This is a genomic window from Desulfurispirillum alkaliphilum (genome assembly GCF_055378285.1).
Genome location: NZ_AP042405.1, coordinates 2,783,480 through 2,807,924 on the forward strand (window position 1 = coordinate 2,783,480; position 24,445 = coordinate 2,807,924).

Below are 24,445 nucleotides of genomic sequence, written 5' to 3' on the forward strand. Positions count from 1 at the left end.
CTCAGCGTCCCAGGCAGACGCCGATCTCCTCAGCAGCGCGTACCAGCTGCCCGTCGGGATCAACGAACTTCAGATTCTCTATGGCCTCCTCAAAGGTCACATCGCAGATTTCCGTTCCACGCAGGGTCACCATGCGACCGAAGTTCCCCTCGTGGATCAGATCGGCTGCCGCCACCCCGAAGCGAGTAGAAAGTACCCTGTCGTAGGCCGTCGGCGCCCCCCCCCGCTGCACATGGCCAAGCACGGTGGTGCGCACTTCAGCTCCGGTAAAGTGCTCTATTTCCTCGGCCACCTTATAGGCGACGCCTCCCAGGCGCTCCACCGCGCCCTGACCACCCTCATGGAGGACCGAGTGACTTCCACCAACCGGCTTGGCCCCTTCAGCCACCACGACGATGGAAAAGCCTTCGCGCTTCATGCGCTGCCGGATCACATCGCAGACACGTTCTATATTATAGGGAATCTCGGGGATGAGAATCACTTCAGCCCCACCAGCAATACCGCTGTGCAAGGCAATCCAGCCCGCATAGCGGCCCATCAGCTCAACGACCATCACCCGGTGATGGCTGGCTGCCGTTGTCTGCAGGCGATCCAGAGCATCGGTGGCAATGGCCACCGCCGTATCAAAACCAAAGGTGACATCGGTGGAAAGCAGGTCGTTATCAATGGTCTTCGGCACTCCCACGATGGGTATACCCTTCTTGTACAACTGATTCATGATCAGCATGGTGCCATCGCCACCGATACCGACCACGGCGTCTATATGCTCCCGGCGGATATTTTCCACGACCGCGTCGCTGATATCCACCGTCTGCATGCGGCCATCTATTTCCTGTTTGATTTCAAAAGGGTTTCCGCGATTGGTAGTGCCCAGAACCGTGCCGCCTTTCTGCAGAAAACCCGCCACATTATGGCGATTCAGGGGAATCAGCTTGGTGGTCGTATCCATGACGCCCTGCAGGCCATCCTTGATACCGACAACTTCCCAGCCATATTTGATGTTTGCGGTTCGCACCACAGCCCTGATAACCGCGTTCAGCCCCGGACAGTCCCCCCCACCCGTGGAAATGGCAATTTTCCTGATTTCGATAGCCATAGAGCAACCTCCTGTGAAACCCGAGAGTTCGATCACAAAACAGAAACACTCTAGCAAAAAGCGCCAAGGCATTCACCAAGAATATGGAACCAGAAGGGGTAAAGACAAAAACAAAAGCCACCCCGCAGGGTGGCTTCCGAAAAGCTGCATGGAAATGGCAAGGCTCAGACAACGCCCAGCGCCATCATGGAATCGGCAACACGGATGAAACCAGCCACATTGGCACCCATGACATAGTTGCCGGGCTCGCCGAATTCTTCGGCAGTTTCAAAACAGTCACGGTGAATGTTCTTCATAATCTGCTGCAGGCGCTCTTCCGTATACTCAAAGGTCCAGGAATCGCGGCTGGCGTTCTGCTGCATTTCCAGCGCGGAAGTGGCAACACCACCGGCGTTTGCCGCCTTGCCTGGGCCGTAGAGAATTTTCGCGTCCTGGAAGACCTTGATACCACCAGGGGAGGTGGGCATGTTCGCCCCTTCACCTATGGCGATGCAGCCGTTTTTCACCAGGGTCTTGGCATCCTTGGTGTTGATCTCGTTCTGAGTTGCGCAGGGCAGGGCGATATCACAGGGGATATCCCAGATATTACCCTTCTCAATATAGCGGGCATCGGTTTCGTACTTGGTGTAGTCCTTGATGCGACGACGCTCCACCTCTTTCAGCTGCTGCACAAGCTCCAGGTTGATACCTTTTTCGTCAATAATGACACCATTGGAATCGGAGCAGGCAATAACCTTGCCCCCCAGCTCGTGAACCTTCTCGGTAGCGTAGATGGCCACGTTGCCGGAGCCGGAAACCAGTACCCTCTTCCCTTCAAAGCCATCTTTATGGGCCTTGAGCATTTCATCCACAAAGAAGACCGTGCCATACCCCGTCGCCTCAGTACGCACCTGAGAACCACCGTAGCACATACCCTTGCCCGTCAGTACCCCCGACTCATAACGGTTGGTAATGCGCTTGTACTGACCGAACATATACCCAATTTCACGGCCACCCACTCCGATATCACCAGCAGGCACGTCGGTGTACTGCCCGATATGGCGATAGAGCTCTGTCATGAAGCTCTGGCAGAAGCGCATGATCTCTCCATCGGAGCGTCCCTTGGGATCAAAGTCGGAGCCACCTTTGCCGCCGCCGATGGGCAAACCCGTCAGAGCGTTCTTGAAGATCTGCTCAAATCCGAGAAACTTGATAATTCCCAGGTATACGGAAGGATGGAAACGCAGGCCACCCTTATAGGGCCCAAGGGCGCTGTTGAACTCGACGCGGAAGCCGCGGTTGATGTGAATGTCGCCCTTGTCATCGGTCCAGGGAACGCGGAAAATGATCTGGCGCTCAGGTTCGCAGATGCGTTCGATGATGCGCTGATCGGCGTACTCCGGATACTTGACCAATACAACTGACAGGGATTCCAGAACCTCATTTACCGCCTGGTGAAACTCCGTTTCCCCTGGATTGCGGGTAATGACCTGCTGGTAAATTGTCTCAATGGTTTCTCGAACATCGGGCATAAATGACTCCTCCTGGAAGTGAGATGTCGTGTCTGAAGAGAAAAGCCCTTCCCCGCTGGCACAGAATCGGAGGCGCAGATACGGACCGGGGCAAATGAACTTTCCCGCAGCCGGTAATTGGGGTAAAGTGGACAGGATAACTGCCTGCAATGGTCACTTTCCTGACACGAAGGATATGATTGTATACAATCATCACAAGACTTGCAATGGAAATGTAATAAGTGTCAAAAGTGTCCGTTTTGTCATTATGGCAAATACACCATACCTTAAACCGGAGCACAATAATGAGTTACGCACTTCGTGAGAAAATATCCACTGGCAATAATGGACTTGACCTTATTCTTGATCACCTGCGCCTCGGTGACAATGTCGTCTGGAAGGTCGACGAGCTCAGCAGTTATCGCCACTTCGTGGGGCAATTTGTCGAACGCTCCCGCCAGCAGGGGCGCAAAATTGTCTACATGCGCTTTGGCAGCGGAGAGCTCCTGATTGAGCCCTGCACGGATGTGGAGATAGTGGAACTCAACCCCAGGCTGGGTTTTGAGCCCTTTGCCACGGAAGTGCACCGGGTGCTCACCTCACGGGGACGGGGTGTCATCTATGTCTTCGACTGCCTCTCAGACCTCATATCCGCCTGGGCAACAGACTATATGGTAGGAAACTTCTTCCAGATCACCTGCCCCTACCTGCTCTCCCTGGACACCGTAGCCTACTTCGCCGTACGCAGCCAGAGCCACAGCCTTGACACCATGCAGCGCATCCGCAAAACCACTCAGGTCTTCCTGAACCTGTACAACCATCAGGGGAGCCACTATGTTCACCCCCTGAAAGTCTGGCAGCGACACTCGCCGACCATGTTCCTGCCCCACCGCGACCAGGGCGGCGAGTTTGTCCCCCTGGCCCGCAGTTACGAAGCCACCTCCCTCATGAGCCGCGTCCTGGAAGGAACACGGGACGTCACCCGCCAGCTGGATCACTGGCAACTGCTCTTCCTGAAAGCGGAAGAACTTCTGAGCAACGGCGGACCCGAAGAAGAGCAGAAGCGCATGGTCGTTCACCTGTGCCGCCATCTCATGGGTAAAGACGAACGCGTGCTTCAGCTGGCCCACCAGTACTTTTCACTGGCCGACCTGCTTGCGTTTAAACGTCGCATGATTGGAACCGGCTTTATCGGCGGCAAAACCACAGGCATGCTGCTGGCCAGCAACATACTTACTCAAAGCGATCCAGACTACTGGCAGCATGCCCTTGAACCCCATGATTCGTACTTTATCGGCTCCAACCTTTACTACTGGTACCTCATCCACAACGACTGCTGGAGCCTCTTCATGGAGCATAAGGAGCACGAGGACCACAACAGTCCGGCCGCGCAGCAGCTGCGTGCCCGCATCATGCACGGAAAATTCCCCACGGCGATTCGCCAGGAATTTGAAACCATGCTCGAATACTATGGACAATACCCCATTATCGTGCGCTCTTCGAGCCTCCTGGAAGATGGCTTCGGCAACGCCTTCGCTGGAAAGTATGACAGCTTTTTCCTCGCCAACCAGGAGATATCTCCGGAAGAGCGCCTTGAACATTTCGAGGATATTGTCAGGCGCATCTACTCCAGCACGATCGGCGGTGATGCCCTTGTCTACAGGCGCAAGCGCGGGCTGATTGAGCAGGATGAGCAGATGGGACTGCTGGTGCAGCGGGTTATCGGCTCCTACCAAGGGCATTACTATTTCCCTGATGCCGCCGGCGTAGGCATTTCCTACAACACCTTCGTCTGGGACAGCGCCATGGATCCCCAGGCCGGTATGCTGCGCCTGGTGGCGGGACTGGGGACCAGGGCCGTTGATCGCGCTGAAGGCGACTACGCGCGCCTGGTCGCCCTGGACCACCCCGGCAAGAAGCCGTATCATGAAGGCGAGGACACCCGTCGCTACGCCCAGAAGGATGTGGATGTCCTTGATCTCAACGCCAATGACCTGCGCACGGTGCCCTTCCAGTCCCTGACACAGAAGCAGATGGAGCATGCCCTCGAGAAGATCGCCCTGCGTGAACGGCGCACCATCTCACGCAAGGGCAAGCTCTCCCAGCCCCACATCAACTGGATACCCACCTTTGACCCCATGCTGGCAGACACCGACTTCGCTGAGCGCATGCAGAAGGCCATGCAGACCTTGGAAAAGGTGTATCAGTACCCCGTGGATATTGAGTTCACTGTCAACTTCCGCGCCGATGGCAGCTACTGCCTGAATATCGTCCAGTGCCGACCTCTGCAGACACGGCGCCTGGGGCAACGCATCGATATTCCCAGGGACATCCCCGACTCCCACATCTTCCTGCGCCAGCAGGGCAACTTCGTGGGTGGCAGTATCTGCTGTGACATCAAGCGCATCATCATCGTCTATCCCCAGGCATATCATGAACTTTCCCTGGCCCAGAAACACGAACTGTCGAAAATAGTCGGCGAAATCAATGCCGTCACCAGCCGCACGGAAGAGCCCACACTGCTGCTGGGACCAGGACGCTGGGGTACCACCACCCCCTCCCTGGGCGTACCCGTAAGCTTCTCTGAAATCAGCAACATGGCGATTCTTGCTGAGGTCGGCTGGGAACGGGGCGGCTTCATACCCGAGTTATCCTTTGGGACCCATTTCTTTCAGGATCTGGTGGAGAGTGAAATTTTTTACGTGGCCATCTTCCCCGAACGCAAAGAAGTAACTTTCCGTGAACAGTGGATTGACACCCTGCCCAATGAACTGGACCAGTTTACGTCTCTGGCCTCGGACTTTGAGCACGCCATCAAAGTCTGCACGGCTCCCACATCCCTGTGCCTGCTGGCCGATGTACTCTCCCAGCAGCTGATGTGCTTTTCCGCAGAACCGGTCGGCGACAATGCCTGAGTCAGTCCGGCAAATTCAGCGGAAGATCCAGTGTCAATTTTCGGATACTTTTACCTGAAGTGACATTTCCTCCTGTTTCCGCCATATTATCCTTGACCTCACAACGGAAATAGGCAATAACGGAAGAATGCCGCAAAACCAGGAAGCAAAGGGAGATAGATATGCAGATTGAGATTCTGGGGATGCACGACTCCATCGCCCCCGGGAAAAGTGGAATGTGCCTGCTGCTGAACCAAACCATTGCCCTGGACGCGGGCGCCCTCACTGACAGTCTGCCCCTGGAACGACAGAAAAAGATCGAACATATCATCCTCACCCATTGTCACTTTGACCACATCAAAGGGCTGCCGTTTTTTGCCGACGGGCTTGCCATGACCTACGGTTCCCACAGCAGCAAACCCGCCCGAGTACACAGCCCGGCCAACGTCATCGACGACCTGCGCAGACACATCTTCAACAATGTCATCTGGCCGGATTTCACGGCTATCCCACCCAAAAACCCGGTACTGGCATACCATGAAGCACCGGAAACCTTCAGCATAGATACCTGCCGCTTCCGTTTTATCCCAGTCACCCACGGTGTCCCCACCTACGCCATCCATATCTGCTGCGAAAACAGGCATGTGCTCTACGTCACTGACACTGGCCCAACCATGCAACTGTGGAACTATCTCAATGACCTGCCCCATGCCATAGACGCCATGTTCATCGACGTGGCCTTCCCCAATCGCCTGGAAGAGCTGGCCATACTCAGCGGCCACCTGACTCCGGGGCTGCTGGCCCGGGAGCTGGAGAAAACCTCGAACCTCCCCGCCATGCTCTACCCCATACACATGAAGTCGCCTTATCGGGATGTCATCGGCGATGAGCTCGCCCAGACCCTGAAGGCCGGCTCCTACCACATCCCCGAACCCCTGGATATCATCACCTTCTGAGTTCCTCTGAAGGTGCTTGAGGTACCCCATGATCCTCGTACACGCTGAACCACCAGTCTACTACCTGAACCCTCAGCAGGTGGAATTTCCCGACCCGCTGCAGGGAGCTGGCGATGAACCCATCGCCATTGGCGGAAGCCTCTTGCCACACTGGCTGCTGCACGCCTACCGAAGCGGGATCTTCCCCTGGTTCAGCGAAGACGGACTGCCCTATTGGTACTCTCCGGACCCACGCATGATCCTGCCCCTGACTGAGCTCAGCATATCGCGCTCAACCCGGAAATTTCTGCGCAGATCAACATGGGAAATCCGCTTCGATACGCACTTCATTCAGATCATCAGCCAGTGCGCCAATACCCTGCGCCCCGGACAAAAAGGCACCTGGATCAGCGAGGACTTCATAGACGCCTACTCCCGACTCCATGACATGGGCTATGGACATTGTGTGGGAGTCTACGAAAACGGCTTGCTCATCGGCGGGCTCTACGGATTATCCCTGGGAAAGGTCTTCTTTGGAGAATCCATGTTCAGCCAGCGGGATAACGCCTCGAAAACCGCAATGATCGCCCTGGTGAAGCACCTTCGCGCATGGGGCTTCGACTTTGTGGACTGCCAGATACCATCGGAGCACCTGAAGCATCTTGGCGCACAGGAGGTGAGCCGCCGCCAGTACTTCAGGCTTCTGGAGCAATCTCTGGAAGAAGTGGATCGAGTCGGAAAATGGAATGTCATCTGCCATGCCAGCGAACTGATCACGGGCCTGTAGAACATTTAACAGGAACAAGCGGACTACGGATCAGAGACCCCAATCCTTCCCAGATCACGGGAATTCAGAAAGAGCAGCGGCTCAACCCGCACATCGCCCAAGCTGACAGTCCAGTGCAGATGGGGACCCGTGGCGCGGCCCGTGCGCCCGACAGTTCCAATGACCTCTTCGCGCGCCACCTGTTGTCCCGTGCTCACGTGAATCTCGTGCAGATGGCAGTACATGGTCACCAGCCCATGGCCATGATCAATGAACACCGTCTTGCCGTTGAAAAAGTAATCCCCCACTTCCACCACCATGCCAGCAGCGGCCGCAACCACCGGGGTACCCTGGGCGGCCGCAATATCAATGCCGCTGTGGGGGCTGCGCGGCTCGCCATTGAAATAGCGGCGCAGGCCAAAGGGGCTGGAAAAACGGCCCGTGACGGGCAGGCTCAGGGAGGGCTCACTCACATGCCATGTGTCAGTGCGCGTTGCAAAGGCCGCCAGAATCTGTGGCCGCTCCCGATGAAAGCGGGCCAGATCCTCCTCGGAGAGGCGTACCGTGCGATCATCGGGCAAGGTGATGCGCTGAGCGGGATACTCCTTGGGCAGAATTTCAAAAAAATAGGAGCGGGCGCGCCCGTCGTCCATTGTCACCACGACGCGGTGCTCCCCCGGCTTTGCGTCCAGGGGAATACCCACCACGGCTCGCAGTTCGCCATCAAAGAATCTGGCCAGTACTGGCCGATCGTCAAAAAGGATCTGGACGGCCCTTTCGCTCTCTGCGGAAAGGGGAACCAGGGCCACGCCTCCGGGAACCGGATCGTGACGGACAAAGGCCTGGGCACTGCCCACCAGCAGCAGCGCCAGGAGAAGAAGCGGCAGGATTCTGCTCATGAATGACTACTCTGCCGCAACCGAACTCTGGGGCATCCAGAAGCCAGGTCGAGTGCCAAGGGGCTGACTGACAAAGCCCTCTGCCTGCCAGTCCCACAGGAAGACATCTCCGCCATGGCACTGGCCCACGAGGAGCTGTTTGCGGCCATTACCCAGAAATGCACCGCAGCCTTCCACTCTCAGGTCATCACCCAGGGTTTCAGCGCTCACTCCGTCATCACTGCCCATCGCGATCAGCCGCACCTCGCCAGTTTCGCTGTCACGCACAACCAGTTCATCCCGGCCAGTGCCGCGCACATCGGCGATAGCGATAACCTGAGACCGGGCCGGAAGCTCCGCCAGAACCATCTCGCTAAACACGCCTTCAGCGCGATCAAGCACATACCCCATGACATCACCGCCACCCAGGCTCTCCTCGGCCAACCGGGCAGATTCCAGATAACCGGGTGCGATTTTCCAGGCACTCAGCTCGTGGCTGCGGGTACAGCGCCAGAGTATCTCTTCCACTCCGTCGCCATCCACATCACCGGTTCCCAGCAGCTCAAGCTCAGGTGCCACTTCACCCAGCTGAACAATGCGGGACAGTTTCCCTGCCTCCAGAATCCAGAGCAGCACGGCGTTATCCTTATGGCTGCGAATAAGAATATCATCGGAAGCAGGCCGCAGGCGCACAACTTCAATCTGCCACTCCCGACCCAGTCCTGCCAGTTTGCAGGGCTTGTCGTGCTCAGGATGGTTGGTCAGCAGCAGGTGCAGCTCCTGGGCAAAGATGTTGCGGTTGCGCAGCAGGATTCCGGTATAGCCATCAAAGGTCCCCGCACCCTCTTCGTAAAGACTGCCACCAATGCGATAGGCTGGTGTCAGAGCACGCACTTCTGCGTGAGCGGAAAAGCGCCACAGGCACAGCTCATTGTCGAAGTGCTGGCGCCACAGCAGTGAGGCATCAGGCTTTTCCGCACTCTCCGGTGGCAGCACTACCGCTGTCGGACGTTCCATGGCATCTTTCGTCTCCTGCAGGGTGCGCCGGGCGATATTGGCCAGGTGGATGGCGTTGAGGAAGTAGTCCTCACAGGTGAGCACTGCTGTCAACTGCCCCTCGGCCGGGTTATCATAGGCTGCCGGCATGTTGCTGTACTGGGACTCATAGTTGATCAGGTAGGGCTGCAGCACGTGAAGAACCAGAGCCACATAATCCTCGTTTTTGGTATAGCGGGCTTTGATGCGCAGCTGCTCAAGGTCGTAGTAATCCTTGCGTATCTCTGCGGCGTCCAGGTCTTCCACCTGTACCCTTTCGTACACATAGTCCGCGTATTTCTCAATCACCTTCCGGGTATAATCAAGACCCTCCAGCAGCTCGTGAATATTCTTTTCCGCCAGGCCGATGGCGCGGGTGAGTTTGGCGTGAATGCGCTGCTTTTCGCGGTCAACATCAACGGAAAACTTGTCGCGCAGGCGCAGGATTTTGTCGTTGATGCGCTCAGGCTGCCGTTTTGCCACATAGGTGCTGATGGCATCGGCAAAGGGAATATGCACCGCCCCGTCAATGGAAGCTCCGCCCTCGGTGGCGTTGATGGTGATGATGCCCTTGGTATTGCCCTCGGCCACGTCGGTAATATAGTGGTTGCGGAACATCTGCCAGACCCAGGTGCTGTCCACTTCGCCCCCGTAGTAACCGGGCAGCTTCACCAGGTTCGCCTTGTCAACCTTCTGTTCGGCGATATGGATGGTGCCTTCAGCGTGGGTGCGGTAGTCCTCGCCATAGGCGTGATCCTGCCCGATGACGATGATGGGGTTACAGCCAAAGGCCGTGGCCAGGTTGTAACACATGTTCCCCGCCGAGCCCTTGATCCACAGAATACCGCGGTCAACCCCCAGCCAGCGGAAGTGGTGAAAGCCCCGGTAGCCGATGAACGTGCTGCCGTTACAGGCATCGAAGACCTCGGGAACAACAACGGGTACCGGCACATAGTGCATGTCGTCGCCGAAATCAAAGGGACTGATCAGTTTCTCGACACCGGGTACCCGTTCCAGGGAGGTGACGAAGTTGGGGCGGATACCGGCATCGGTCAAAGCGCGCAGCGAGGCCTCGGGAGCCAGAATCAGCACCTTGCCCTGGATCTCCTTCAGCAGGGGCAGCTGTTTTTTCAGACTCGGCCCCGTGGATGCCACCACCGCCGGCATATTCTTGAACTTGTTGAAGAACAGGTTCACACCGGGGAGCTGAATAATGCTCTTGAGGTTGAGGAACATGTGCTCAATACCCAGCAGCGAGTCATAGGGGTCGTTGCCAAAGAAGATAAAGCACTGGAAGAGGGCATGGACGATATTCTTCGCCACTGCCGAGTAATAGTCCTTCTCGTGCTCATACAGGGCATCGTTGAGGATTACACAGGTGGAGCGGGCATGGAGAACAATCCACTGCTTCTCCATAAAATAGCGCCAGAACTTCGAGTAACTTTCGTCCTGCCGCAGCCCCACGAAAAAGTGGGCATTCTGGTTGCGAAACAGAAAAGCGATATTGGAAATGCCCAGGGATATCTTGAAAAGTTCAATGTCCTTTTCCACAAAGATGGTGGAAAAGGTCTCCGCCTTTTCCTCACTCTGAAAAAATCCGTTGGCATGGTAGGAGAGCCCGATACCCAGGAAGACCAGGTTTTTGCTGTGGGGCTTGAACTGCTCCTGAAAACTCTTGATGGCAAACTCTTCAGGATGGCCGGAACCATACAGGGGCGAATACTCCTTACCCTTGCGGACATGCAGATTGGGCCAGCGATTTTTATACAGCGACACACCGTACCTGTCAGTGATTCGCGTACGCTTCACCTGCTCATAGAGCTCGGGATAGCGGAGCTTCAAGGCATCCATATTGGCCTTGAGGACATTCTGGTCAAATCCGACTTTATTGGCAGGAACAATTTTTGGTGTTGCAGACAAGGAAGCCTCCCGTTACTACTGACTGTTATTGCGTATACTTATACAGCTACTGTACCACTGGTGCCATGAAATAGAAAGTCTTGCTCAGTCACCACTTACCATGTGCCAATCCAGAGCCGAACCGCGGACAATGGCCTGCGTGGCCCTTCGCCCAAGCACCTGCTCAAAGTATTTTGGGGCAAGGCCGTAACCGGGCCGAATGCGCCTGATATTCTCAGGGGAAAACTCCTCACCAGCCTGAATATCCCTCACCGCATAAATGGAGCGACGAAACTTCACATTTGCCTCTTCCGCCGTTTTGCGCTCGTAACCCGCCTTTCCCAGGGCCAGCCATGCCTGACGGGAGGCATGGCAAAGCTCCCTGAGCTCAGAGGGTTCCAGGGAGAATTCCGAATCGGGCCCTTTGTCGGCCCGGCTGAGGGTGAAGTGTTTTTCAATGAAGCAGGCTCCCTGGGCCACCGCCGCGATGGCGACCGTTGTTCCCAGGGTGTGGTCAGACAGGCCTGCCACCACGCCAAAGCGCTCGGCCATATCCGCAATGGTGCGCAGATTGGACTGCTCCACCGGAGCGGGGTAGGAGCTGATGCAGTGGAGCAGGATCAGCTCTGTGCATCCACCACTGCGGGCGGCTTCCACGGCTTCGCCGATCTCCGCTTCGTCGGCCATGCCCGTGGAGATGATCATGGGTTTACCCGTTCTGGCCACATAGCGGATCAGGGGAATATCCACCGCTTCAAAGGAAGCGATTTTGTACGCCGGTGCCTGCAGGTGCTCAAGCAGATCCACCGCCGACTCGTCAAAGGGCGTGCTGAAAAGGGTTACGCCCTTGCTGGCGGCGAAATCAAACATCTTCTGATGCCACTCGAAGGGCGTCTGAGCCCACTGGTACAGTTTATAGAGGGTATAGCCGTCCCACAGCCCACCCTGGATACGAAAATCCGGCAGATCGCAGTCGATCGTCAGGGTGTCGGGGGTGTAGGTCTGAATCTTCACCGCATCGACACCACAGTCGGCGGCGGCGGCAATGGTCTGCAGTGCCCGTTCAAGGTTGCCGTTGTGGTTGGCCGAAACCTCCGCCACCACATAGGGGGGGCTGTCGGGGCCAATGGGTCGACCGTTGATATGCACGTTATTTGTCATGACGGGCCTCGCGAAGGTAATGGGTTTCGTCCGTCTGCCGATAGCCGCACCGGGAAAACAGTTTCACGGAAGCAGCATTTTCGGGTTTGATATGGGCCAGCAGCGAAAGCTGCGCAAAAGCGCGGTTGATGGCAACCAGTGCCTGCTGGGCAAACCCCTGACCATAGTGGTCAGGATCAAGGGAAATGGAGGTTTCATACAGATCCTGGCCGCTATCCACCAGGTCAATGCGCACCGTGCCTACGGGCAGCCCGGACTGTTCTATCAGGTACATGAAACTCGAGGGGTTGCGCAGCCTGTCCTTCAGCCATTCACAGTGCTCCTGCCAGGTCGGCGGAGCGCTGTTGCGGGAATGGCGACGGGTCTCGGGGTGAATCTGCCACTCATACAGCTGTCGCGCGTCGCTCCATTGCACTCTGCGCAGTACCACATCCTGGCGCTCACAGGGCACCGGCACAAGATGGTCAGCAACGCGACTCACCCCGAGCTGATCGCAGACCTCCCGTGCCCGCAGGCTCAGATTTTCACGCCGTGCCACTGCCTCCATCAGAACCGTGCACAGCGAGTCCATGGAACGCATCTCCAGCATGGCGCCATGCTCTCCCAGCTGTGCCAGAATTTCCCGTTGATTTGCCGCCGATCCATACACCACACTCGGCACCCCCAGACAGCAGCGCTCCCAGGTGGTACTGCCCGCCGCCCCAATACACAGGTCACTGCCTGCCAGAAGCTCAGCCATGTTGCCCACGCCACAGCGTACCTCGGTCTGCCATGGCAGGCTCGCGGCATGACGGCGAACCTCGTCGACATGGGGCGAGCCGTGGCCGAGGATAACCGTGATTTTCAGATCATGCGGGAGCTCGCACCCCCGCAGGGCTGTCAGAACCAGACTGGTATGGTTGGCAGCGTCAACACCACCCATGGTGACCAGCAGGTGCCGGAACTCTTCGCCGGTTCGTCGCTTGAGACTATACGTCCGCCATCTGGCAAACTCCGCCCGCAGCAGGGCGTACTGGCTGCCCAGCAGGAGCACGGCGTGCTCCGACACCAAAGGACCATATTGCTCTTCGCAGCGTCCATAGGTCTGGTCCAGCAGCAGGTCGCAATCATGATGGCGGTTGGCCAGATCGTCAATGACCAGAATCTTTGCCGTATGGGGACGCAACAGCTGCTCCCAGTGTTGATCGATGGCGTAGTGATCCACGATGAGCCATGCCACTTCCATGCCCTGCAGGGCTTCCATGGTCTGGCGCGCGTCCTCCCCGGCGGGAGCGCCCAGCCAGGTGGCGTAATCATCGGCATCGAAGGGTATCACCGGGGGCGGCAGAAGCGTCAACGCAAATCCCCGCGCGCTGATGACTTCGCCCATGTGGCCGGGGTGGGCACGACAGAGAAAGTGGACATTCGCGCCGCGCTGGCGCAGTTCTTCGGCCAGGGTCAGGCAGCGCATGACATGCCCGGTGCCGATGCCGGTGGAGGCGTCGGCGCGGATGGCGATACACGGTGATCCTGCCCTGGTTTCCATTACTACCGCACCCGGAAGAGGGGTTCCAGGACGCGGCCCTCTATCTTCTGCGCCAGGTTTTTGCTGGCGACACCTTCCACCACGGCGGGGATGATCTGCCGGTATGCTGCCAGCAACCGCTCGATGTCCTCTTCACTGTGGGCGGCACTGATGTTATGGGTACCCAGGGTGAGTATGCCCCGGGCATGCATCTCCTGCATCAGGAAGGTCTTGACCTGCCACATGCTGGCACCTTCGGTGTCCCTGATATTCAGGAAGCTCCAGGCGGGATGCCCGCTGAGACTGAAGAGATGGCTGGCATCATGCTGGTCAATCACCAGCTGCAACTGTTCCAGCAGGTGCTTGCCAAGATGGTGAATGTGCTGCAGCAGCGGCTGGGTACGCAGTTTATGAAGCACTGCCCTGGCAGCTGACAGGGAGATGGTCTCGCCGCCAAAGGTGCCGGAGAAGAAGATTTCTTCCATGAGCTTCATGATCTCCCGTCGACCGACCACGGCGGAGAGGGGATAGCCATTGGCAAGCCCTTTGCCGAAGGTTGCCAGGTCGGGCGTCACGCCAAAGAGTTCCTGGGCGCCCCCCAGGCTGAAGCGAAAGCCGGTGATGGTCTCGTCAAAAATCAGCAGGGCACCATGCTGCCGGGCCACGCGCGCCACAGCTTCCAGGTAGCCTTCACGGGGCCACTGGACATTCATGGGCTCCATGATGACCGCGGCCACCTTGCCCTGATGCGCTTCCAGGACGTGTTCCAGGCTCTGTATATCGTTGTAGACAAAAGTGTGGGTCAGATCCCGCACACATTGGGGTACTCCCAGGTTGCGGGCGGTGGAGCCAATGTACCAGTCCTGCCAGCCGTGATAGCCGCAGACGGCCACGTGCTCGCGCCCGGTATAGGCCCTGGCCAGACGAATGGCACCGGAGGTGGCGTCGCTGCCGTTCTTGGCAAAGCGCACGGACTCCGCGCAGGGAATGATTTCTATCAAGGACTCCGCCACTTCCATTTCCAGCCGGTGGGGCAGGGAGAAGATCACCCCGCTCTTCATCTGCTCCTGCACCGCCGCGTCCACTTCAGGATCACCATATCCCAGGCTCACGCACAGCAGGGCATTGACAAAGTCGATATACTCGTTGCCATCCACATCCCAGACCCGGCTGCCTCTGCCTCGTTCCAGGAAATAGGGTGAAACGCCGTAGGGCAGTGCCGTGCGGCTTTTACTGAATGTCTGGCTGCCCAGGGGAATGGACTGTTCGGCCCGCTGCAGCAGCTCTTCGGATTTCTGATAACGCGTTCCCACGGCACTACTCCTTGTCATTCAAGAGAGGTTTGTCCTTCTCCAGTGATTTTGCATATCCTTCATTGCGCTGGAATTTCCGATTGTGCTGTGAAAGCTCCGGTTGGCGCTTCAGGAGGTTCAGCACTTCCTCCATGCCAAAGGCGGGATTGACTGGATATAACTGCGCATAAACGCTTTGTACAAAAGCGAAATCTTCCGGTTCATCCACGGTCCAGCGCAAGCCAGACAGATCTTCGGTCTGCCTGTGGTTGCCCTGCCGGTAGCGATGTGGCTGGGAGTGTATGAATGGGGTCACGTGCTCGCGCTCTGAGGGGAGGATCGCTTCGCGCCAGGCCTCTTCCAGGCAGGCAAAGCGCACCACTTCCACATCGAGCCCATCGGGGAATGTGGGGGGAAAGCAGTTGGAGGTGTAGTCGTAGTCCCCATCAAGGTGCAGGGCGATGACTTCGTCCATGACCGCCGGGTCGGTCAGGGGGCAATCGCCGGTCAGCCGGACCACATGCTCAGGCTGATATTTCCGCGCGGCCTGGCAGAAGCGATCCAGCACGTCCTCCAGGCTGCCCCGGTACACGCTTACTCCATGTTTCTCCAGGGTAGCGGCCAGCAGATCATCGCTGGCATCACTGCTGGTGGCCACCACCAGCTTTTCCAGCCGGCTGCTGCGCTCCAGACGCCAGATCTGATGCAGCAGCATGGGAAAGCCCTGCAAGGTTTTCAGCACCTTGCCCGGCAAACGGGTCGATGAATAGCGCGCCTGCAATACTCCCAACACCTTCATCATCTACTCCTTCCAGCGCCTGGGGTCGATAAACTCCTCCAGTGACGCAGCAACTCCAAAATCCAGAATCTCCCGTGGAGCTCCGGCAGCACGCTCCCAGGCTTCGGCAATCTCCCGCAGCTGCTCAAGGCTGTTGACGCCCACCACCGCGCGGGAGACTTCCGGCACCTGACGGAGAAAGGCCAGTGCCCCTTCCAGCGGGTTCAGGCCCTTTGCGGTCAGCCACTGGTGGTAGCCGCGCAGATGGGGCACAAGAGGTGCCAGGGTGCCCGGAATTCGTGAAGGCTCCATCAGCAGCAGCCCCTGCAGAAAGACCGACCTGACGTGGATTTCCACCCCGCGCCGGGCCAGCATGGACAGGTGACCGCTGCGCAGCAGGCGCTGGTCGAGAACATTCAGGGGCAGCTGCACAAAATCCATGGTGTAGCGAGCCAGGAGCTCCTCAATCTGCTGGGCATCGTACAGGGAAAACCCGATGCGCTCCGTCAGCCCTTCACGCTTCAACTGCTCCATTTCGCGGTAAATGGCTTCGCCACCAACCTGCAGACAGTCGTCGGCGTGATGGACCAGCAGCCCGTACAGCCGGGACTGGCCGGTACGCTGCAGGCTCTGCTGGCAGGACTGGCGCACCAGGGGGCCAAAGTCGGCAGCACGCTCCTGTGCGCCCATGCGGGGCACCTTACTGACCACAGCAAACTGGCCACTCAGCGGCAGGCAGCACCCCAGGACGCTTTCGCTCTCACCATAGGCGGGAGCGGTATCCAGCATATCGATTCCCTGTGCGGCGGCACACTCCAGAATGGCACGCACCTCATCCAGGGGAGTCTGCCCCATGCCGTTGCTGATGCCATAATCCAGGCCAAACTGCACAGTGCCAAGAGCCAGCTGTGTCATGGCCGAAACTCTTCGCGCAGCAGTTCCACCAGAAGCACATCCACATAGGAGCCACCCACAAAGACATGCTGCCGCCAAGTGCCCACCTGGCGAAACCCGTTTTTCTCGAAGCTGCGCAAGGAACCCATATTGGGCTGATAGAGTCCGGCGGTCACCTTATGGAGGTTCAGGCACTCAAAAGCGGCCCGGCAGCACAGCCGGATCGCTTCCGTACCAATGCCCTTACCGTGGCACTGCCGGTCGCCAATGAGCAGGCCGATATCCCCGTAGCGATACACCGGATGAATGCCTCCCAGCTTGATATTACCGATGTGGCGACCACTGGCGCTCTCAAACATGCCGAAGAGAAAATTGGCCCGGCCATCGTTGACACTGGCGATATAGGATCGCACGTCGTCAACGGTGTAGTGCTTCCAGCGCGACTCAAGATACTGGTTCACCAGCGGGTCATTCAGCCAGGCAGCATATTCGCTGCTGGCGTCATCGGGGCACAGGAGTCGCAGATAAATCTGATTTCCTTCTAGGCGCATGGTTCACCTGCCTGCTGAAGCTGGCGTACCCGGTAGAGGTATTCCACCGCCTGCCAGTCTTCCTCGTCATTGATATCCTGGGCCGCAAAGCGGTCAACACGCAGTGCCCGCGTATCGGGGCCAAACAGCTCCGTGTGCTCCAGGAAAGCCCTGATATTGAACCAGTAGAAAAGTCCTGCGTCATAGCAGGCCAGCGGAGCGTTCTTGTCATAGGCATCGAAATGCTGCGGAAAAAGTTTCTGCAGCCCACCACGATCATCCAGAGCAAAACCGCGATAGGGATGAAAGGGGTAGGTTACCACGGGAACCACAGCAGAAGCTTTCTCCCGCTGCAACAGGTCAAGGGCTTCGCGGATCATCGATGCCTGCAGCAAGGGGGCAGTGGCAAACACACAGCAGACCTCCTGAGGTTCCTGCCCCAGAGAGTGCAGCCAGTGGATCGCGTGACGCACTGGCTCCAGCATGGAGGTGTGGTCGTCTGCCAGGTGCGCCGGCCGCAGAAAGGGGACATCGGCCCCCCACTGCTGCGCCACGGCGGCAATTCGGGGACAGTCCGTGGAGACCATGACCTGCTCAAAGAGCCCCGACTTGCGGGTGGCTTCTATGGAGTAGCTGATCATGGGACGGCCGCAGAATTCGCGGATGTTCTTGCCCGGAATCCGCTTACTGCCGCCTCTGGCGGGTATTATCGCTACGCGCACACAGGCTCCTAAAGACTGGCGTTCATCTGGCGCAGTTCATCAATACTCATAAACACCGGATTGGTGCCGGAGTTATATTCGAATCCCTGGGGCACAGGAGTTCCCGTTTCCCCCAGCTGATTTTTTTCGTAGTGAAAGTCCTTATCCACAAACTTGATGGTCGGCTGCAGCACGTAGTGGTCGTGAAACTCCAGGGTCAGGTGGGAGTCATCAGCGGGGCACATGATCTCGTGGAGTTTTTCGCCGGGCCTGATGCCGATGATTTTCGCTGGCATATCCGGCGCCATGGCGCTGGCCAGATCGGTGATACGCATGGAGGGAATCTTGGGGACGAAAATCTCTCCGCCGTACATGCGCTGAAAGTTTTTCAGTACGAAGTCCACGCCCTGCTGCAGGGTAATCCAGAAACGGGTCATGCGCTCGTCGGTTATGGGGAGGGCGTCGGCGCCTTCGGCGATGAGTTTTTTGAAAAAGGGGACCACGGAGCCGCGCGACCCGACGACATTGCCGTAGCGCACGACAGCAAAGCGGGTGCGATGGCGGCCAGCGATGTTATTGGCGGCCACAAAGAGTTTATCGGAAGCCAGTTTGGTGGCTCCGTAGAGGTTGATGGGGTTGGCGGCCTTGTCGGTGGAAAGGGCAATGACCTTCTCCACATTATTCTGCAGGGCAGCCTTGATGACGTTCTCGGCGCCGTGGATGTTGGTCTTGATACACTCCATGGGGTTGTATTCCGCTGCCGGAACCTGCTTGAGCGCGGCGGCGTGAATGACGTAATCAATGCCGTTCATGGCCTGTTTCAGGCGCTCCTGGTCGCGCACATCACCAATGAAATAGCGCAGGGCAGGGGAGTCAAACACCTGCTGCATCTCGAACTGCTTGAGCTCATCGCGGGAATAGATGACCAGGCGACGTGGCTGGTAACGCTCCAGAATCGTCTGGGTGTATTTTCTGCCGAAGGAGCCTGTGCCACCAGTGATCAGAATGGATTTGTCGTTGAACATGGCAGACCTTCCATGGGCAGGCTGCTGAAAAACCCCCATCCACGGACGTCCTGCACCTGTGGGTTTTTCAATTGCCTGCCTGAATGTAACGTGTTCCAGCAAGCTGCTGTGTGTTGGCTACAGCACATTCATTTTCCTTGCCAGAACACTTTACCCACTCTGAAAAAACCATTTACACCCCACCAGGCACCTGGGGCCATGGAAAATTTTACCGCTGCTATTCCATCTCAAGGCGCATCAGCAGGATATCCTCACCCTTTTCCACCCGCACACTTGTGCTGCCGCACTGCTGGCAGGAGTAGCGGGGCTCATGAAGGGACGTCAGTGAAGCGCATTGCAGGCAAAAGAGTTCAAGGGGCTGCCAGTGGATTTCCAGCTCGGCATCGCTGCAGACGGTCTGCTGGCGGAACGTGTCATAGGCGCGTTTGAACAGTTCCGGTTCCACACCAGCCATCATGCCGATGCTGACATGTATGGCCAGCACCTTGTGCGATCCTGCCTGCTCGGCGTGGTATTCACACTGCTGCAGAAGATTCTGAATCAGGGAAAATTCGTGCACGTTCTCTCTCCGTCAAAAAGAAAAAGGCTCTGCGCCATGGTTGACGCAGAGCCTTTGTACTGTATTTCGGTGGCGCTTACAACAGCAGCGACTGAATACTCAGCCGGGCAGCTTCCAGCAGACTTTCCGCACCGGGGAAAATCACAAGGGTCATGCCGCCTATACCGCCCCAGATCGCTGCCAGCGCGGCGATCCCCGCTCCGACCTTGGCATAGACCGGAACCTGTACCTCGAACTCATCTTCAGCGGTACGGAAGTACATGGCGATGATGATACGCAGGTAGTAGTAAAGGGATATGATGCTGTTGATGATACCGATCACCGCCAGGGACACAAAGCCTGCCTCCACGGCGCTGGTGAAGAGGTAGAATTTGCCGATAAAGCCGATCAGCGGCGGCAGGCCAACAAAGGACAGCATGAACAGCGAAATCACCGCCGCGATAAACGGATGCTTGCGGGCCATTCCGTTGAAATCGCTGAAGTTGATGCGCTTTTCGCCCTTGCCCGCCACATAGCTCAGAGCGGCAAAGAGGCCCAGGGTGCTGACCGCGTAAGAGACCAGGTAGAACATGATGGCCGGCGCAGCTGCCGCAGACGCACCCAGAGCCGTCATGCCGATGAGCAGGTAGCCGGTATGCACGATACCGGAAGCCGCCACCATGCGCTTGACGTTATTCTGGGCTATGGCCAGGAAGTTCCCGGCGAACATGGTGAAGATGGCTGCCCAGAACATTATCGGCGTCCACACTTCCTCGATGGCCATGAAGTTGGTCATGAACATGCGCAGCACGATGGCAAAGGTCGCCGCCTTCACCGCCGTCGCCATGAAGCCGGTTACCGGATAGGGCGCGCCGTCATAGACATCGGGAGACCAGGCGTGGAAAGGGAAGGCCGCAATCTTGAAGAAGATGGCGATCAGCAGCATGGTCAGACCACCGATGAACACGGGAGTGTGCACGGCACCTTCCTCCAGCGCCACGGAGATATGGGAGAGGATAGTGCTGCCAGTGGCGCCATAGATAAAGGCCGTTCCCATGACAAAGAAGGCTCCCGCAAAGGCACCCAGGACAATGTACTTCAGCGTTGCCTCTGAAGCGCGCAGGCTGTTGCGGTTGAAGCCGACCATGACATAGATGGACATGGACATGATCTCCAGGGCAATGAACATGGTGATCAATTCACCAGCCATGGCCATGATGATGATGCCGAACACAGAGAACAGCAGCAGCGCGTCAAACTCCACCCGGTGGAACTGATTCTCCTCGAAGTAGGAAGAACAGGTCAGGGTGGTCATGATCCCACAGGCCAGGGCCAGCAGGATAATAAAGCCGGAAAAGGTATCCCCGATGAGCATGCCGTTAAACAGGCCACCCATGGTGCCATAGCTGTACACGGTTCCCATCTGGAGGAGCTGGATAACCCCCGCCACGGCCATAATGGCGATGGACAGAGCCGACGATCCGCGTACGCCCAGCTTGTTGGACGCGCCGAAGATCATCATCACCGTGGCCCCGAGGCCGACAATAATGCCCGGAAGCATCAGTTGGATGTTATCGGTGATCATCGTTTTACCCCCCCGTCAATACGTACTTCAGCCTTGGAAGCTTCCTGCTGAATCAGTTGAATGTAGTTTTCCACTGTAGGCTCTATCTTGTCGATAAACGGCTTGGGATAAATCCCCATGAAGATAATCAGCACCACAATGGGAGCGAGGCCGAGAATTTCACGGGTATTCAGATCCTTGAAGCCTTCGGTCAGCGTGTTGGTTTTCTGGAAAATTACCCGCTGGTACATCCACAGGATGTAGGTCACACCTACGATAACCGTCGTGGCCGCCACAACCCCCAGCCAGGTGTTGTACTTGAAGGTTCCCAGGATAATCAGGAATTCACCGATAAAGCCATTGGTCCCTGGCAGGCCACAGCTGGCCAGCATGGCGATGGCGAAGAAGGTGGCATACACGGGCGCCACCTTGGCGATACCGCCCAGGGAGTCGATTTCACGGGTTCCCAGCCGTTGCTCCAGCAGTCCAACCAGGAGGAAGAGCATGCCCGTCGCCATGGCGTGGGCCACGATCTGGTACACACTGCCCACCATGGCCTGAGTGTTCATGGCAAAGATACCCACGGCGATCAGCCCCAGGTGCGAAGCCGAAGAGTAGGCCAGCATGCGCTTGGCATCCTTCTGCTGAATGGCGGCAATGCCGCAGTAGATCATGCCGATCAGTCCCAGTACCAGCAGAACACCGGCGTACATGATGTACTCCTGAGGGTAGACTGGCAGGACAAAGCGGATAACCGCGTAGACACCGATTTTGGCCATAATGGCGGAAAGCACGAAGGTAGCCGCGGTGGGCGCTTCGGTATAGGCATCGGGCAGCCAGGTGTGCAGTGGAAAGAGCGGAATCTTGATGGCGAAAGCCAGCATGAAGGCCGCGAAAATCCAGAACGCCGCCGAACCACTCAGAGTGACCTGGGTCAGATCGGCCAGAGCGAAGCTCCACTGTCCAAACTGACTGTAGTAGCTGAATGCCAGGGCGAGAATGGCCACAAACATCAGCAGTGAGCCCGCCATGGTATAGATGGTGATCTTGATGGTAGCGGCAATGCGATCCTTACCGCCATACAGGCCCATCATAAAGAAGATGGGGATCAGCATCAGCTCCCAGAAAACGTAGAACAGGATCAGATCGGCGGCACTGACGGCACCGATCAGGGCACCCTGGACCAGCAGCAGGTTCCCCCAGAAGCCTTTGGTCTTGCCCTCCCACTGCAGCAGGAAGAGCATGGGAAAGAGCACGGTAATGATCATGACCAGCATCAGGCTGATGCCATCAAGGCCCAGGCTGTAGTAGACGCCGTATTCGGCGATCCAGCTGTACTTTTCCGTGAATTGCATATTTCCGGTGGCAGCAAAGTTCCCAAAGAGCATCAGCCCGAGCAGCAACTGCACCAGAATGACTACCATCCCCAGTGTCCGGGCCGCAGTCACTGCCATGGGCGCAGCCAGCAGAACAAACCCGGCCAGGATGGGGAGGAATATCATGATGGAAAGCATGGAATTAAGCATTCTGTCCTTCCTCCCTTAGACCTGTCGCAGCATGAACAGGCAGATAATTGATATGCCGACCACCATGTAGAAAGCGTAGAAGCGCAGCTTTCCGGTCTGCGAAACCGCAAACATGGAACCCGTAACCTGATAGACCAGTCGACTGCCTCGAACCAGGGCATCGATGATGCCATTGTCGAAGAACTTCCAGATGATGGTGCTCAGTGCCCGCAGGGGACGAACGAAGAAGGCGTCGTAGGCTTCGTCCACAAAGAACTTGTTGTGCACCAGGTTGCGCCAGCCATGGGAGTAGACCGGTTCTTTGGCACCATGGAAGAAGAGCTTGTAGGCAATGGAGATACCAATCACGGCGACACCCACACTCAGCGCCATCAACCCGTATTCGACAGCAGCCGAGGGGTGGGAGACGTAAATGGCCGGTGATGTCTCGCCGATCCACTTATGGAACCAGGCATTGCCGCCAAGAACCTTGGGGATACCCAGCCAGCCGGCGCCAACGGCACCGATGGACAGGATCATCAGCGGACCCGTCATGGAAATGGGAGCCTCATGGGCATGGTCATACACATACTTGTCACGGGGCTCTCCGTGGAACGTCAGGAAGAACATGCGGAACATGTAGTAGGCCGTCAGTCCGGCAGTCAGGATACCCATGGCCCACATGAGGTAATGGCCGTGGGAGAAGGCGCTGAGCAGGATTTCATCCTTACTGAAGAAGCCGGCAAAGGGCGGGATGCCCGCGATGGCTATACAGCCCAGCAGCATGGTGATGTAGGTGATGGGGAGTTTTTTGCGCAATCCCCCCATTTTCCACACGTCCTGCTGGTGATGCAGGGCGTAGATGACCGCGCCAGCACCCAGGAAGAGCAGGGCCTTGAAGAAGGCGTGGGTGAAGACGTGGAAAATACCGGCGGAGTAGGCACCCAGGCCCACGCCGACGAACATGTATCCCAGCTGACTCACGGTGGAGTACGCCAGAATTTTCTTGATATCACTCTGCTGCGTGGCAATAACCGCCGCCAGCAGCGCGGTCAGGATACCGATCCAGGCAATGAACAGGCCCACATCGGGAACCGAGGTGTACACGAAGCTGAAACGGGCGACCATGTAGACACCAGCGGTAACCATGGTTGCCGCGTGAATCAGTGCGGAAACCGGAGTCGGGCCAGCCATGGCGTCAGGCAACCACACATAGAGGGGAATCTGAGCCGATTTTCCGGTTGCGCCCACAAAGAGCAGCAGGGCAATGGCCGTGGCCATGCCGGCACTCAGCATCCCGGAATGCGCCTCCAGAGCCACAAAGCTGAACCCGCCAAAGCCGATGGCCCAGAAGAGCAGCGCCATGCCGATGAGGAAGCCGAAGTCACCGACGCGGTTGACGATAAACGCCTTGTTGCCGGCCACCACATTATCCTTGTCGCTGTAGTAGAAGCTGATCAGCAGATAGGAGCACAGGCCCACGCCTTCCCAGCCCACAAAGAGCAGGACAGGGTTGTCAGCCAGCACCAGGATGAGCATGCACCCCAGGAACAGGTTCAGGTAAGCAAAAAACTTTCCGAAAGCCTCGTCATCACCCATATACCCCGTGGAGTAGATGTGAATCAGGGTTCCGATAAAGGTGACAAACAGAATCATCATTCCCGAGAGGGTGTCCCCCAGGAATCCGATATTCAGCGTCAGCGTGCCCACGGCAATCCATTCAAAAGCCGTGTACGTCAGCATGCGGCTGTCGGCGGGCATCGCCATCAATTGAGAGAAAACCATGACTGCAGCAACAAAACTGGCCGCCGGTCCTGCAACAGCGATAATACCGTACAGGGCATTGGGCAGGCGGGTTTTATTGCACGTAGCCATGTACATCAGGCCGATAACCAGGGCTCCCACAAGGGGAAAGAGCGGTATCAGTCCAAGCAGTACTGCTTCGTTTTGCATAAACTTC

General features: G+C 57.4%; 19 protein-coding genes. 3 read left to right on the plus strand and 16 right to left on the minus strand.

The features are described 5' to 3' along the window. Position 1: 1 nt before the first annotated feature. Both ACZ46I_RS12490 and gdhA read right to left on the minus strand, forming a co-directional pair. On the minus strand, positions 2–1,096 hold the full coding sequence (locus ACZ46I_RS12490; protein ID WP_013505488.1) for a 6-phosphofructokinase: 1,095 nt from the start codon (positions 1,094–1,096) through the stop codon (positions 2–4). A 164-nt stretch (positions 1,097–1,260) separates the two neighbouring features. After that, positions 1,261–2,607, minus strand: a complete 1,347-nt coding sequence (gdhA, locus tag ACZ46I_RS12495; RefSeq protein ID WP_464280978.1) for an NADP-specific glutamate dehydrogenase — start codon at positions 2,605–2,607, stop codon at positions 1,261–1,263. 284 nt (positions 2,608–2,891) lie between these two features. On the opposite strand from gdhA, the gene ACZ46I_RS12500 reads away from it, so the two are divergent. The 3 genes from ACZ46I_RS12500 (at position 2,892) to aat (ending at position 7,202) form a co-directional block, all read left to right on the plus strand. After that, on the plus strand, positions 2,892–5,501 hold the full coding sequence (locus ACZ46I_RS12500; RefSeq protein WP_013505490.1) for a PEP/pyruvate-binding domain-containing protein: 2,610 nt from the start codon (positions 2,892–2,894) through the stop codon (positions 5,499–5,501). A 161-nt stretch (positions 5,502–5,662) separates the two neighbouring features. Then, positions 5,663–6,436: an MBL fold metallo-hydrolase gene (locus ACZ46I_RS12505; protein WP_013505491.1), complete on the plus strand. Its 774-nt coding sequence runs from the start codon at positions 5,663–5,665 to the stop codon at positions 6,434–6,436. A gap of 28 nt (positions 6,437–6,464) precedes the next feature. Then, positions 6,465–7,202 (plus strand): leucyl/phenylalanyl-tRNA--protein transferase, encoded by a 738-nt coding sequence (gene aat, locus ACZ46I_RS12510; RefSeq protein WP_464280979.1) that lies wholly within the window; start codon positions 6,465–6,467, stop codon positions 7,200–7,202. Between the two features lie 23 nt (positions 7,203–7,225). On the opposite strand, the gene ACZ46I_RS12515 is transcribed toward aat, so the two are convergent. From ACZ46I_RS12515 to nuoL, 14 genes are all read right to left on the minus strand, one after another. Then, a complete protein-coding gene (locus ACZ46I_RS12515; RefSeq protein WP_464280980.1) occupies positions 7,226–8,080 on the minus strand; it encodes a peptidoglycan DD-metalloendopeptidase family protein in 855 nt (284 codons plus the stop codon). Between the two features lie 6 nt (positions 8,081–8,086). Then, entirely contained in the window at positions 8,087–11,014 is a 2,928-nt protein-coding gene (locus tag ACZ46I_RS12520; RefSeq protein ID WP_464280981.1) for a motility associated factor glycosyltransferase family protein, read from the minus strand. An 84-nt stretch (positions 11,015–11,098) separates the two neighbouring features. Further along, entirely contained in the window at positions 11,099–12,154 is a 1,056-nt protein-coding gene (pseI, locus tag ACZ46I_RS12525) for a pseudaminic acid synthase (protein WP_013505495.1), read from the minus strand. Then, positions 12,144–13,679: a UDP-2,4-diacetamido-2,4,6-trideoxy-beta-L-altropyranose hydrolase gene (gene pseG / locus ACZ46I_RS12530; protein WP_464280982.1), complete on the minus strand. Its 1,536-nt coding sequence runs from the start codon at positions 13,677–13,679 to the stop codon at positions 12,144–12,146. The genes pseI and pseG overlap by 11 nt, the downstream gene beginning before the upstream one ends. A gap of 2 nt (positions 13,680–13,681) precedes the next feature. Continuing rightward, complete coding sequence (locus ACZ46I_RS12535) at positions 13,682–14,971, minus strand: aminotransferase class III-fold pyridoxal phosphate-dependent enzyme (RefSeq protein WP_464280983.1); 1,290 nt, start codon at positions 14,969–14,971, stop codon at positions 13,682–13,684. 4 nt (positions 14,972–14,975) lie between these two features. Continuing rightward, positions 14,976–15,749, minus strand: coding sequence for a cytidylyltransferase domain-containing protein (locus tag ACZ46I_RS12540; protein ID WP_464281857.1), 774 nt, complete (start codon positions 15,747–15,749; stop codon positions 14,976–14,978). Positions 15,750–15,752: 3 nt separating this feature from the next. Further along, a complete protein-coding gene (locus tag ACZ46I_RS12545) occupies positions 15,753–16,643 on the minus strand; it encodes an aldo/keto reductase (protein ID WP_464280984.1) in 891 nt (296 codons plus the stop codon). Next, the gene (locus ACZ46I_RS12550; protein WP_464280985.1) at positions 16,640–17,173 is read right to left on the minus strand and encodes a GNAT family N-acetyltransferase; all 534 of its coding nucleotides are present in this window, start codon (positions 17,171–17,173) and stop codon (positions 16,640–16,642) included. Before ACZ46I_RS12550 ends, ACZ46I_RS12545 begins: the two co-directional genes overlap by 4 nt. After that, positions 17,164–17,874: a pseudaminic acid cytidylyltransferase gene (gene pseF, locus ACZ46I_RS12555; RefSeq protein WP_464280986.1), complete on the minus strand. Its 711-nt coding sequence runs from the start codon at positions 17,872–17,874 to the stop codon at positions 17,164–17,166. The genes ACZ46I_RS12550 and pseF overlap by 10 nt, the downstream gene beginning before the upstream one ends. Positions 17,875–17,882: 8 nt before the next feature. Next, the gene (pseB, locus tag ACZ46I_RS12560; protein ID WP_041725924.1) at positions 17,883–18,878 is read right to left on the minus strand and encodes a UDP-N-acetylglucosamine 4,6-dehydratase (inverting); all 996 of its coding nucleotides are present in this window, start codon (positions 18,876–18,878) and stop codon (positions 17,883–17,885) included. Positions 18,879–19,095: 217 nt separating this feature from the next. Beyond that, a complete protein-coding gene (gene hypA, locus ACZ46I_RS12565) occupies positions 19,096–19,437 on the minus strand; it encodes a hydrogenase maturation nickel metallochaperone HypA (RefSeq protein WP_013505503.1) in 342 nt (113 codons plus the stop codon). 76 nt (positions 19,438–19,513) lie between these two features. Further along, positions 19,514–21,001: an NADH-quinone oxidoreductase subunit N gene (locus ACZ46I_RS12570; RefSeq protein ID WP_013505504.1), complete on the minus strand. Its 1,488-nt coding sequence runs from the start codon at positions 20,999–21,001 to the stop codon at positions 19,514–19,516. After that, entirely contained in the window at positions 20,998–22,506 is a 1,509-nt protein-coding gene (locus ACZ46I_RS12575) for a complex I subunit 4 family protein (RefSeq protein WP_013505505.1), read from the minus strand. The genes ACZ46I_RS12570 and ACZ46I_RS12575 overlap by 4 nt, the downstream gene beginning before the upstream one ends. A 15-nt stretch (positions 22,507–22,521) precedes the next feature. Continuing rightward, positions 22,522–24,438, minus strand: a complete 1,917-nt coding sequence (nuoL, locus tag ACZ46I_RS12580) for an NADH-quinone oxidoreductase subunit L (protein ID WP_013505506.1) — start codon at positions 24,436–24,438, stop codon at positions 22,522–22,524. Positions 24,439–24,445 lie beyond the last annotated feature (7 nt).

Coding starts and splice junctions, on each gene's coding strand:
- ACZ46I_RS12490 (WP_013505488.1), bottom strand. CDS start 1,096: ATGGCTATCGAAATCAGGAAAATTGCCATTTCCACGGGTGGGGGGGAC.
- gdhA (WP_464280978.1), bottom strand. CDS start 2,607: ATGCCCGATGTTCGAGAAACCATTGAGACAATTTACCAGCAGGTCATT.
- ACZ46I_RS12500 (WP_013505490.1), top strand. CDS start 2,892: ATGAGTTACGCACTTCGTGAGAAAATATCCACTGGCAATAATGGACTT.
- ACZ46I_RS12505 (WP_013505491.1), top strand. CDS start 5,663: ATGCAGATTGAGATTCTGGGGATGCACGACTCCATCGCCCCCGGGAAA.
- aat (WP_464280979.1), top strand. CDS start 6,465: ATGATCCTCGTACACGCTGAACCACCAGTCTACTACCTGAACCCTCAG.
- ACZ46I_RS12515 (WP_464280980.1), bottom strand. CDS start 8,080: ATGAGCAGAATCCTGCCGCTTCTTCTCCTGGCGCTGCTGCTGGTGGGC.
- pseI (WP_013505495.1), bottom strand. CDS start 12,154: ATGACAAATAACGTGCATATCAACGGTCGACCCATTGGCCCCGACAGC.
- pseG (WP_464280982.1), bottom strand. CDS start 13,679: ATGGAAACCAGGGCAGGATCACCGTGTATCGCCATCCGCGCCGACGCC.
- ACZ46I_RS12540 (WP_464281857.1), bottom strand. CDS start 15,749: ATGAAGGTGTTGGGAGTATTGCAGGCGCGCTATTCATCGACCCGTTTG.
- ACZ46I_RS12545 (WP_464280984.1), bottom strand. CDS start 16,643: ATGACACAGCTGGCTCTTGGCACTGTGCAGTTTGGCCTGGATTATGGC.
- ACZ46I_RS12550 (WP_464280985.1), bottom strand. CDS start 17,173: ATGCGCCTAGAAGGAAATCAGATTTATCTGCGACTCCTGTGCCCCGAT.
- pseB (WP_041725924.1), bottom strand. CDS start 18,878: ATGTTCAACGACAAATCCATTCTGATCACTGGTGGCACAGGCTCCTTC.
- ACZ46I_RS12570 (WP_013505504.1), bottom strand. CDS start 21,001: ATGATCACCGATAACATCCAACTGATGCTTCCGGGCATTATTGTCGGC.
- ACZ46I_RS12575 (WP_013505505.1), bottom strand. CDS start 22,506: ATGCTTAATTCCATGCTTTCCATCATGATATTCCTCCCCATCCTGGCC.
- nuoL (WP_013505506.1), bottom strand. CDS start 24,438: ATGCAAAACGAAGCAGTACTGCTTGGACTGATACCGCTCTTTCCCCTT.